An 11,129-nucleotide genomic window follows, 5' to 3' on the forward strand; every position below is an offset into this window, starting at 1 on the left:
GCTGGAGGCGCGGTTCGGCCCGATCGCGGTCTCGATGGGCACCGACATCACCCTTCTCGCGGCCCTGGCGGCGGGGACGGTCGCCGCGCGGCAGGTGCCCCGACGCGGAGCGGTGGAGGCGATTCGCGAAGCGGGCGTCGATACCTGGCGGACCAGCCCCTCCAGATGGCCGTCGCCGCGATCGTGCTGGCTGCCGGCTCGGCTGCGACGCGCGGGCGTCACCGGTCACCTCACGGTTGCGCACCTTCGGGTCCGAAGCCGCCAGATGGCCGGGGTGCTGGTGCCGATCATCCTGTTCACCGGGATCGCTACCGGGACGCTGCACATGCAGGCCATCGAGAACGCCGCAGTCACCGCACCGGTCGAGATCGCGAGCAGTACCGAGACCCTGAACTACGTCGTCGCCGGCATGATCGCGCTGTTCGCCGCCGTGATGCTGGTGAACACCGTCGCAGGTCCTGCGGCTCGTCGGTACCGAGGGCACCGTCCTGGTGGCGGTCGCGACGATCGGCACCTATCTCGCCATCGTCGCCGTCGCGGTGACCCTGACGCTCGGTTCACACCTGGGCGCGGCGGCGAAGGCGATGCGCACCCCGGCGATCCGAGCGGGTATCCGCGGCTGAAGACCTGTCACATCTCCGATCCCCCACGCGTCAGGGTTACGACTGATCGATGAAGGATGGGGACCGTGGACGAACACGACTGGTTGGCACGGCGCTTCGAAGGGCACCGGACGCATCTGAGGGCGGTGGCGTACCGGATGCTCGGTTCGCTGAGCGAAGCGGACGACGCCGTGCAGGAGGCCTGGCTGCGGCTGAGCCGGTCGGACTCCGGCGACGTGGACAACCTCGCCGGATGGTTGACCACCGTCGTCGGCCGGATCTGTCTCGACATGCTGCGCTCCCGCAAGTCGCGACCGGAGGAGCCGGTCGGCGCGCAGCTCCCCGACCCGATCATCGGCCGTGAGGGCGGGATCGACCCGGAACACCAAGCACTGCTGGCAGACTCGGTCGGGCTGGCGCTCCTGGTCGTGCTCGACACCCTGGACCCCGCCGAGCGGCTGGCGTTCGTCCTGCACGACATGTTCGCCCTGCCGTTCGACGAGATCGCGCCGATCGTGGGCCGGTCCTCCGCGGCGACCCGGCAGCTAGCCAGCCGCGCGCGCCGCCGTCTGCAGGGCTCGCCGACCGTCCCCGACGCGGATCTGAGCCGTCAGAGGGAAGTCGTCGACGCGTTCTTCGCCGCCGCCCGGGGCGGCAACTTCGACGCGCTGGTTTCGGTGCTCGACCCGGACGTCATCCTGCGCGCCGAGGGTGGCGTGGCTCCGGCGGGGACCTCGCGTTTCGTGCGCGGGGCGGCCACAGTGGCGAGCCAGGCGCTCATGTTCCGCTCGGCGGGCGACGGCGGAGTCCCGCGTCCCGCGCTGGTCAACGGCGCGGCCGGGATGGTGATCACCAAGGACGGCGTCCCGACGACGGTCTTCGCGTTCACCGTCGTGGGCGGCAAGATCGCGGCGATCGACATCCTGGCCGATCCGGACCGCCTGGCCGCGCTGGACTTCGAACCGCTCGGCTGAAATGTCAGGAAAGGGTCGTTCAGGACGGAAAACGTCCTGAACGACCCTTTCCTGACGTGCGCGCTGCCGGGATCAGGAGGTCGGGAAGTTGTCCGCGGTGCGGATGCGGTCCCGGATCCAGACACCGGCGGGCTTCAGCGGCGCCGTACCGGTGAACGAGCTGCCCGAGCAGGTTCCCGGCTTGAACACCGCGCCCGAACGGCTGTCGTCGGAGAAGTTCCAGTTGGTCCAGCTGATCTTCTTCGACGCGAGGAAGTCGAGGTACTTCTGCGAGTTGGTGAAGTCGTTCCCGCCGTCACCGCTGGCGGTCTGGGTGCCGAACTCGGTCACGAACAGCGGGATCTTGCTCGCGGCGCGGCTCAGCGCGTTGAAGTACTCGGTTTTGTGCGACGCGGCGTAGAAGTGGAACGTGTACATGAAGTTGCTGGCGCGCACCGGGTTGTTGATGATGTCGGTCTCGTCGCGGCCGTCGGAGATGCCGAGCGAGCCCCAGCCGTGCGTGCCCACGAGCACGACGCCGTCGGAGTCCTGAGCACGGATGACCGGGATCATCTGCTCCGCGTAACTGCGGACCCGGTCCCAGCTGACGTTGTTGGGCTCGTTGGCGATGTCGTAGATGATGTTGGTCTTGTCCTTGTGCCGCTGGGCGATCTCGGTGAAGAACGTCTTGGCGCGGCTGAGGTTCGCGTTCGGGTCGCCGGGGGTGAGCTGGTGCCAGTCGACCAGGGCGTACATCCCGCGTTTGGTGGCCTCTTCGATGTACCCGTGCACCATGTCGGTGAACTTGCGCGGGTCGGTCTCGTAGCCGCCTTCCTGGATGTACATCGAGATCCGGAGGACGTCGGCCTTCCAGTCGTTGGCCAGCGCGTCGAGTGAAGCGGTCTTCACGCACTGGCTGAACCACTGGATGCCGTGGGTACTCATGCCACGGAGCTGGATCGGCTTGCCTGCGGAGTTGCAGAGCTGGAGACCGCAGACCTTCAGCTGTCCGTTGATCGCCGCCGGACTGCCCGGCGGCAGCGCGGCGGCTGCCTGCGTTGCGGGCTCTGCCGCGGTCTCGGCCGCGGTCTCGGCCGCCGTCGACGTGCTCGCGGTCGCGACCGGGGCCAGCAGTCCGGCGGCCAGTGCGGCCGTCACCCGGAGGCGGATCTTGTCCCAACGCATTCGGCTTCTCCTCTCGCGTCGACGGCACCGACGTTGGCGCGCCGACGGTCAGGGCGGCGGAGTTAAATAAGAAACTTTCCTTACTATTGGAAAGTAAAGGGAAGATTACCCACAGGGTCGACGGACGGTCAAGAGTTCACCGCCGACCGGTCCGACGACCACTGACATGCTCGGAGCATGACGACCATCGTGGCCTTCCACGCCCATCCCGACGACGAAGCCCTGCTGACCGGCGGCCCCCTCGCCCGCGCCGCCGCGGACGGCCACCGTGTCGTCCTCGTCGTCGCCACCATCGGCATGCGGGGCGCGGACGCGTCGCGCCGGGCCGAACCCGAGGCGAGCGCGAAGGTGCTGGGCGTCGCGCGCGTCGTTCATCTCGGCTACGCCGGCAGCGGTCACGGCGCGATCCTCTATCCGGACCCGCCGGACTGGGTCCGCTTCGTCCGCGCGAGCACCGACGAAGCGGCGGCGCGGCTCGTGGCGATCCTGCGCGAAGAGGGGGCTTCGGTCCTATTGAGCTACGACCGCAACGGCGGCTACGGTCACCGCGACCACGTCAAGGTACACGGGGTCGGCAAGCGGGCGACGTCCGTCTACTGGAGGCCACGATCCCCCGCGACGTCGTCGACGCGCTTCTCCGCGCCTACAGCGCCAAGTCCGAGATCACGCACACCTTCGACGTCCGGCGCTTCGCGCGCCAGAAGCAGGCGGCGATCGCCGCCTATTCCTCGCAGGTGAGCGGCAACGGCAGGCTCGCTCCGCTGATGCGCGTGCTCACCCGGATTCCGGCGCCACTCTTCGGCTTCGTGTTCAACCGCGAGTGGTACGTCGACGCGACACCGCGCGGCGGATCCTGGGTCCACTGTGGACAGTGAGTGCCGGAGAGACTTGGGGCAGGTCTCGTGAGTGGTAAGGACGGTTCTAACCGTCCTTACCACTCACGAGGCCGAGCGGCCGCTCACCACCGAGGCGGACCGGCGTCCACGATCTTCTGCGAAAGCTCCAGCGGGTCCAGATGCATCAGCGACTCCATCCACCACGTCATCCCGGCCTGCCCCAGCGCGGGCAGGTCGACCTTGATCGGCTCCTCCCACGCCGGACTCGCGTTCCCGGCGACCGCGACGTCGAAGGGACGGCCCGGCTCCAGCCCGGCGAGGCCGAGCGCACGGTGCGTCTCCGCGATCTCCTCGGCGGTCGGCGTGTGGTCCTCCGGATTCGGGAAGATCCCGTCGCACAACGCCGCCCGCCGGACGACGCGCGGATTGTCGGTGGAGCTCGCCACCCAGATCGGGATCCGGAACGGCTCGGGCGGGGCCTCGGCGAGCGCGACCTGGTAGTGCGCGCCGTCGTGGTCGAAGCGCCTGCCGGACCAGATCGCGCGGATGACGTCGAGACCCTCGTCGAACATCGCCGACCGGGTCAGCAGGTCGGTCTGCTCGCCGAACCGGCTGAAGTCACCGGATTCGTCCGAACCGAGACCGGTGCCGAGGATCAGCCGCCCGCCGGAGAGCCTGCTGACCGTCGACGCGTGCCGCGCCACCACCCACGGCCGCCGCCGGGCGGGCGGGGTGATCATCGGACCGAACAGCAGCCGGCTGGTGGCGTGCGCGATGGCGCCGAGCGTCGTCCACGGATCCGCGATGGGCATGGTGTCCGCGACCACGTGGTCCCACAGGAAGAACCCGTCCCAGCCCGCCGCCTCGGCGCGCACGGCGAGGTCGACGGCACCCCCGGCTCACCGAACGGGCCGAAAGGCGGCAGATAGACGGCGTGTCGGACCGTGCTGCCGGTCAAGTCGATCATCTCCCCAACGTCATCGTCGAAGTCCCCGGACGGCCGCTTGTTTACGCCGTTCACCCACGTTAGCGTCCCGAGGATGGCGGACGCTGGTGAACGATCGACGAAGTGGCCGGAGCATCGGGGAAGGTTACGCCGGGCGCTGTCCTCGGTGGTCGCCGTCTCACTATGCGCGACACTCTCCGCGGTGAACGCGTCCGCGTCGCAGGACGACGGCTGGTCCCGGGACTTCTACTGGGGCGTCGCGTCGTCGGGCTATCAGTCCGAGGGCAGCGCTCCGGACAGCAACTGGAAGCGGTTCGTGGACCGTTCCGCCGGCAAGGACGGCGTCGACGAATACCGCGACTCCGTGGACTTCCGGCATCGCTACGCCGCCGACATCCGCCTCGCGGCCGGGCTCGGCGTCAACACCTACCGTTTCGGCATCGAGTGGGCTCGCGTCGAGCCCTCGCCAGGACGGTGGGACGAAACCGAACTGGCCTTCTACGACGATGTGTTCCGGCAGGTCCGGGCCGCGGGTATGACCCCGATGATCACGCTCAACCATTGGGTCTACCCGGGCTGGGCGCTCGATCAGGGCGGCTGGGCGGAGACGCGGACGGCCGACGCGTGGCTGGAGTTCAGCCGGAAGATCGTCCAGCGCTATGCCGGTCAGGACGTCCTCTGGGTGACGTTCAACGAACCGCTCATCTTCCTCAAGAACGAACAGAAGGTCGGGGCGCTGAACGCGACGCGGTACTTCGCGGCGCAGTCCAACATCGTCCAGGCGCACCGGCGCGCCTACGACCTGATCCACGAACTCGATCCGACCTCGAAGGTCACCAGCAACCAGGCCTACATCACCGGCGTCAACGGGATGGCCGACTGGTTCTTCCTCGACCAGGTCAAGGACAAGCTCGACTTCATCGGGATCGACTACTACTACGGCCTGAGCATCGACAACTGGACGGTGTTCGCCGCGGCGACCGACAAGTTCTGGGACGTGAAGCTCCAGCCCGAAGGCATCTACTACGCGCTGCGCGGCTACCACGACCGGTTCCCGCGGATGCCGCTCTACATCGTCGAAAACGGCATGGCGACCGACAACGGGAAGCTCCGCGACGCGGACTACACCCGCGGCGATCATGTCCGCGACACGGTGTACTGGCTCCAGCGAGCCAAGGCCGACGGGATGAACCTCATCGGCTACAACTACTGGAGCCTCACCGACAACTACGAATGGGGCAGCTATCGCGCCCGGTTCGGACTGTACACAGTGGACGCTCTCACCGATCCCGCGCTGACCCGGCGCCCCACGGACGCCGTTCCCGCGTACCAGGCTCTGGTGACGGCGGGTGGCGTGCCGCAGGGCTTCCGGCTCAAGCGCGGTCCGGGGACCTGTTCCCTCGTGGACGGGCTGAACAGCTGCCTCAACCCGGCCAAAGTGGACGGACCGCTCATGCCGCTGAAGTGACCAGCTCCAGTCGTCTGCCCTCGAACGTCCGCCGCATCCGCCGGTCGTGGGTGACGACCACGAGCGCGCCGGCGTACTCCGCGAGCGCCTGCTCCATCTCCTCCACGAGATCCGGGGCGAGATGGTTGGTCGGCTCGTCGAGCAGCAGCAGGTCGGTCCTGGCCGTCACGAGCCTAGCCAGTTCGAGCCTCCGCCGCTGCCCGATGGACAGCTCCCGCACCGGCTTGCGCAGATCCGGCGCCCGAAACAGGCCCAGCGACAGCAACCTCCCGGCCGCCTCGTCCTCGTCACCGTCCCCGGCGAAGACCGCCAGAACGGTTCGAGCGTCGGCGGCGAGTCCGCCATTCTGGTACAGGAACCCGATCCGGCCCGTCCGCGCCGCCGACCCCGTCGACGGCGCCAGCTCGCCGGCGAGCACCCGCATCAGGGTCGTCTTGCCCGCCCCGTTGGGCCCGGTCACGAGGACCCGTTCGCCCGGCAGCACGCTGAGCGACGTCCGCGGAAGACGGCCGTCGACCGACACGTCGTCCACCTTCACCACGTACTGATCGGCCTCGGTCTCCCCCGCGGCGATCCGCGCGGTGAACCGGAGCGGCTCCGGCGGCGGCGAAACACGGTCCGCCTCGAGCCGCTGGATCCGCTCGCGTGCCGACCGGATCCGGCTCATCGCCCCGTGCGCCCGGGATCGGGCCCGGAACGCGCCGGCCCCGCTGAAGGCCGCCGGGGCCTTGCGCGGGATCGCCGAGAACCGGTCGATATTGACGTCCGCCATCCTTTCGTAACGGGCCTTCTCCAGCCGCCACTCCTCGTACTCACGGACCCATCGGGCCCGCGCGGCCTCCTTCGCCGCGAGGTAACCCGCGTAGCCGTTGCCGTGCCGCTGCACGGTCCGGCGGTCCGCGTCGACCTCGAGAATCGTGCTGGTGACCCGGCTGAGGAACATCCGGTCGTGGGTGATCGCGACTATCCGGCCGCGATGCCCGCGAAGGTGGTTCTCCAGCCAGGCGACGGCTTCGTCGTCGAGATCGTTGGTCGGCTCGTCCAGCAGCAACAGTTCCGGCGAAGCGGCCAGGGTGGCCGCGAGCGCCAGCCGGGACCGCTGACCGCCGGACAGGCTGCCCAGCACGCGGCCGCGGCCGAGGCCCGGCTGCCCGAGACCGTGGAGGGCGACCTCCACCCTGGCGTCGGCTTCGTAACCGCCACGGGCTTCGTAGACGGTCATGAGGTCCCCGTAAGCGGCCAGGTCTTCGGCGGTTTCGAGCGCTGTTTCGGCTGCCCGCAGCCGTGACTCGAGGTCCCGGATGTCGGCCAGCGCGAGGTCGATCGCGTCGCCGACCGTGGCGGTGTCGGGCAGCTCCAGCGTCTGCGGGAGATAGCCGACGCCTCCGGGCGCGGTGACGGTCACCGTGCCGTTGTCCGCCCGGTCCCGGCCGGCGATCAGCCTCAGCAACGTGGACTTGCCCGCGCCGTTGTCGCCGATGACGCCCGCCTTCTCCCCCGGTTTGACGGTGAAGGAGACCTGGTCGAGTACGACATGGTCGTCGAAACGTTTGGTGACACCGGAGAGCACGAGTTGTGTTCCGGGATTCTGATGCGGGGTACGCAAAGGGGCGTCCTCCTGATTCTCGCAAGGGAAAAAGAGCGCGTGCGGAAGGACGCGGCCCGGCGGAGCGAAGGCTCTACGCCAGGGCCGCGTCGAAGGCGAGAATCACAGAGTGAAGAAAATCCCCATGCCGAAGACGGTAGCGGTGGAACGCGGACGGGCAAAACGAATTAAAGGTTGTGTACGGGTTCACAGAGTGGTCTGTGTCCCCATACCGCGACAGCGGCGCCCCGGTGACCGAGAATCGAAGATGGAGGTTTTCGCGGTCTGAGGGAATGGGGTTCCTCGTGCACGGGTCAAGCGGTCCGATCGCCCGGTTCCGGCGACGGCTCTTCCCTGGTCACAATTCGCTGGCCCGCGGCTCCGACCGGTTCGAAGCCCTGGTGCTCAAGATCGTCATCCTCGCGGCATTGCTCGCCATCCCGGTCGCGGCCACCGTCGGCTCCGCCAACCACGGCAGGCAGGTCGCCGCGGCCGCCGCCGACGCCACCGGACGCCAGACCGCCACCGCGTACCTGCTGACGGCCGCGCCCGTCCGCATCGTCGACAGCGAGAGCGTCGGAACCGACAACTCCACCACCGCGGCGACCTGGACCGACTCGCGCGGCGCGCGGCACACCGGTGGTGTCCTCGCGACGCCGGGCAGCCCCGCCGGATCGGCCGTGCCGATCTGGATCGACGCCCGCGGTGAGCTCACCGCCGCCCCGAGGAACGCGTCGACGGCGGTATTCGATTCCGTGCTCGTGGGACTCTGGCTTTGGTTCGCCGTGGTCGGCGCGCTCGTCCTGTTCCACCGGATCGTCCGGCTGGTGCTCGACCGGCGGCGCGCGGCGGCCTGGGAGCGTGCCTGGGCGGTCTACCCGCGTTCCGGCTCCTGGCCCTGATCCCGGCGGCGAGGGCAAAGCGCCTCGGCTAGGGTGCCCCGCATGCGCATCATGATCTCGGCGGACATGGAGGGCGCCACCGGCGTCACCTGGACCGAGGACGTCATCCCCGGTACCGAGCAGTGGCAGCGATTCCGCCGCCTGTTCACCGGTGACGTCAACGCCACCGTCGCGGGCCTGTTCGACGCCGGCGCCACCGACGTGCTGGTCAACGAGGCGCACTCCTCTCAGCGGAACCTCCTGCTCGAAGACCTCGACGGCCGCGCGCGCATGCTCACCGGCAGGCACAAGCCGCTCTCGATGATGCAAGGCATCGAGACCGGCGTGGACGGCGTCGTCTTCCTCGGCTACCACGCCGGCGCGGGATTCGACGGCGTCCTGTCCCACACGTACCTCGAGAACCAGATCACCGGTGTGTGGCTCGACGACGTCCCCGCCAGCGAAGGCAGGCTGAACGCCGCGATGGCCGCCGAGTACGGCGTCCCGGTGCTCGTCGTCTCCGGTGACGACAAAGCCTGCGACGATGCCCAGGACTACGCGCCGGAGGCCGAACTGGTCACGGTGAAGGAGTGCGTCAGCCGCTACGCCGCGATCTGCCTGCCGCCCGCGAGGACGGCCGAACTGCTGAGCTCGGCCGCCGCGGACGCGATGAACCGGGCGGGCCGGGTCGAGCGATTCACCACGCCCCACCGGATCGAGGTCGAGTTCGACGCGAGCCACCTCGCGCAGGCTGCGGCGGTGATCCCGACGGTGGAACAGATCGGCGTGCGGCGGGTCGGCTTCGACGCGCCGGACATGACCGAAGCGATGAAGGCGTTCAAGATCGTCACGGCGATCGCGGCCGGGGCGGTGCAGGGTATCTATGGCTGAGCTGGAAACGCAGGGCGAACTTCCCGACCGTGTTGCCAACGCGGAACTCGCCCGGCCGCAGGCCCCGCTATCGCGGCGGCAGGGCGCCGTCGGCGACGACGTGCCGAGCAGTGAAAAGGTGCGCCCTGGCGACGCGATCGCGGACGCGGGTTCCCGAAACAACGCTGACCTGGATGTCGTCGAAATCTGCTCGCGGCTGATCCGGTTCGACACCACGAACCGGGGCAACGGGGACTCCGAGGGCGAGCGCGATGCGGCCGAGTACGTGGCATCGCTGCTTTCGGGACTCGGGATCGGCTCGAAGATCATCGAGTCCGCGCCCCGCCGCGCGAACGTGATCGCCCGGGTGCCCGGCACCGACCCGAATCTGCCCGCGCTGCTCGTACAGGGACATCTCGACGTCGTCCCGGCCGACGCCGCCGACTGGTCGGTGGATCCGTTCTCGGGCGAGATCCGCGACGGGTTCCTCTGGGGCCGCGGCGCGGTCGACATGAAGGACTTCTGCGCGATGGTGCTCGCCGCCCTTGCCACGGGTTTCCGGCCGCGGCGGGACATCGTCCTGGCGTTCGTGGCCGACGAGGAGGACAAGGGCGAGTACGGGGCACACTGGCTCGCCGCGACGCACCGGGACCTGTTCGACGGCTGCGCGGCAGCGATCAGCGAGTCGGGCGCGTACACCTACCACGTCCCCGCCGCCGACGGCCGCACCGTGCGGCTCTATCCGGTGGCGACGGCCGAACGCGGCACGGCGCACCTGCGCCTGACCGCCAAGGGCCGCGCGGGCCACGGATCGCGCCCCAACGACGAGAACGCGGTCACCCGGCTGGTCACCGCGCTCGGCAAGGTCGCCGCGCACCGGTGGCCGGTCCAGCTGACACCCACGGTGCAAGCGTTTCTGGAACGCACCGGGGAGGCGCTCGGCGTCCCGATCGATCTGTCCGATGTGGACGGAACGATCGCCCGCCTCGGGCCCGCCGGCGCGCTGGTGGTGCCGACCGTCCGCAACAGCACGACGCCGACCATGCTCGACGCCGGTTACAAGGTGAATGTGATCCCGACTTCGGCCGAGGCCCAGGTGGACGTCCGAGTCCTCCCCGGTACCGAGCCCGACCTGTTCGCCGAGCTCGACGCGATGCTCGGCGAGGGCGTCAGCCGCGAGTTCGTCGCACACCAGCCGCCGGTCCAGGCCCCGGTGGATTCGCCGTGGTTCGACGCGATGGCTGAGGCGCTGCGCTCCGAAGACCCCGAAGCCGTCGTCGTCCCCTACTGCATGGGCGGCGGCACGGACGCGAAGGCGTTCAGCCCGCTCGGGATCGACTGCTACGGCTTCGCTCCGTTGTGGCTGCCGGAAGGCTTCCCGTACCGCGCGATGGCGCACGGGGTGGACGAGCGCGTCCCGGTGGAGGGCCTGCGGTTCGGCACGCGGGTGCTGCGGCATTTCCTCGAGCACTGCTGAGGCACCGCAGCGTCATCTGTACCGGCGAGCGAAACTGACTGTTCGGTACAGGGCGGGGAGCGGGGCGGTCTCGCGTCTATGAAGGATTTGGGACGTTGAGCCTGGATCCACCGGTGGGTTTGAGTGTTGGTCTTGCTTGCTGTTGTTGATCATGGTGTGGCGGGGTGGGCAGGGTGGGTTGCCGGTCGTCGCATCCGGTGTGTCCACTGTGGTCTGGTGGTCGGGGCGGGTGGTCAGGGTGTTCGGTGTGTTGCGGTGAAGAGGGCCTGGTAGTGGTGTTGCCAGGGCCAGTTGGCGGGTAGTCGGAGGGTGATGTGTCGGGCGGT

Annotated in this window: 9 protein-coding genes and 1 pseudogene; 7 read left to right on the top strand and 3 right to left on the bottom strand. The window is 69.1% G+C overall.

What is annotated here, in order from left to right; translation table 11 throughout:
• Window positions 1–34 precede the first annotated feature (34 nt).
• Window positions 35–676: a hypothetical protein gene (locus tag AC069I_RS40610; RefSeq protein WP_478228881.1), complete on the top strand. Its 642-nt coding sequence runs from the start codon at window positions 35–37 to the stop codon at window positions 674–676.
• Between the two features lie 12 nt (window positions 677–688).
• Window positions 689–1,576: a sigma-70 family RNA polymerase sigma factor gene (locus AC069I_RS40615; protein ID WP_478228882.1), complete on the top strand. Its 888-nt coding sequence runs from the start codon at window positions 689–691 to the stop codon at window positions 1,574–1,576.
• 72 nt (window positions 1,577–1,648) lie between these two features.
• Here AC069I_RS40615 and AC069I_RS40620 read toward each other — a convergent pair whose 3' ends face one another.
• Window positions 1,649–2,740: a glycoside hydrolase family 5 protein gene (locus AC069I_RS40620; RefSeq protein ID WP_478228883.1), complete on the bottom strand. Its 1,092-nt coding sequence runs from the start codon at window positions 2,738–2,740 to the stop codon at window positions 1,649–1,651.
• Window positions 2,741–2,917: 177 nt separating this feature from the next.
• Here AC069I_RS40620 and AC069I_RS40625 point away from each other — a divergent pair.
• Window positions 2,918–3,615, top strand: a pseudogene (locus tag AC069I_RS40625) (PIG-L deacetylase family protein).
• Window positions 3,616–3,698: 83 nt separating this feature from the next.
• Here AC069I_RS40625 and AC069I_RS40630 read toward each other — a convergent pair.
• On the bottom strand, window positions 3,699–4,451 hold the full coding sequence (locus AC069I_RS40630) for an LLM class flavin-dependent oxidoreductase (RefSeq protein WP_478267741.1): 753 nt from the start codon (window positions 4,449–4,451) through the stop codon (window positions 3,699–3,701).
• A gap of 273 nt (window positions 4,452–4,724) precedes the next feature.
• Between AC069I_RS40630 and AC069I_RS40635 the strand changes: the two genes are divergently transcribed.
• Window positions 4,725–5,990, top strand: a complete 1,266-nt coding sequence (locus AC069I_RS40635) for a family 1 glycosylhydrolase (protein ID WP_478228893.1) — start codon at window positions 4,725–4,727, stop codon at window positions 5,988–5,990.
• Here the strand turns inward: AC069I_RS40635 and abc-f are convergent.
• Complete coding sequence (abc-f, locus tag AC069I_RS40640) at window positions 5,974–7,596, bottom strand: ribosomal protection-like ABC-F family protein (protein ID WP_478267742.1); 1,623 nt, start codon at window positions 7,594–7,596, stop codon at window positions 5,974–5,976. The genes AC069I_RS40635 and abc-f overlap by 17 nt on opposite strands.
• A 284-nt stretch (window positions 7,597–7,880) precedes the next feature.
• Between abc-f and AC069I_RS40645 the strand changes: the two genes are divergently transcribed.
• Genes AC069I_RS40645 through AC069I_RS40655 form a run of 3 tightly spaced genes read left to right on the top strand, consistent with a single transcriptional unit; the run spans window position 7,881 to window position 10,803 of the window.
• The gene (locus AC069I_RS40645; protein ID WP_478228886.1) at window positions 7,881–8,477 is read left to right on the top strand and encodes an Rv1733c family protein; all 597 of its coding nucleotides are present in this window, start codon (window positions 7,881–7,883) and stop codon (window positions 8,475–8,477) included.
• A gap of 42 nt (window positions 8,478–8,519) precedes the next feature.
• Window positions 8,520–9,347 carry a M55 family metallopeptidase gene (locus AC069I_RS40650; protein WP_478228887.1) on the top strand — a complete coding sequence of 276 codons (828 nt, stop codon included), beginning with the start codon at window positions 8,520–8,522 and terminating at the stop codon, window positions 9,345–9,347.
• Window positions 9,340–10,803, top strand: coding sequence for a M20/M25/M40 family metallo-hydrolase (locus tag AC069I_RS40655; RefSeq protein WP_478228888.1), 1,464 nt, complete (start codon window positions 9,340–9,342; stop codon window positions 10,801–10,803). The genes AC069I_RS40650 and AC069I_RS40655 overlap by 8 nt, the downstream gene beginning before the upstream one ends.
• The last annotated feature ends 326 nt before the right edge of the window (window positions 10,804–11,129 follow it).

The sequence above is a fragment of the Amycolatopsis sp. NPDC043885 genome (assembly GCF_056435685.1).

Coding starts and splice junctions, on each gene's coding strand:
- AC069I_RS40610 (WP_478228881.1), top strand. CDS start 35: ATGGGCACCGACATCACCCTTCTCGCGGCCCTGGCGGCGGGGACGGTC.
- AC069I_RS40620 (WP_478228883.1), bottom strand. CDS start 2,740: ATGCGTTGGGACAAGATCCGCCTCCGGGTGACGGCCGCACTGGCCGCC.
- AC069I_RS40650 (WP_478228887.1), top strand. CDS start 8,520: ATGCGCATCATGATCTCGGCGGACATGGAGGGCGCCACCGGCGTCACC.
- AC069I_RS40655 (WP_478228888.1), top strand. CDS start 9,340: ATGGCTGAGCTGGAAACGCAGGGCGAACTTCCCGACCGTGTTGCCAAC.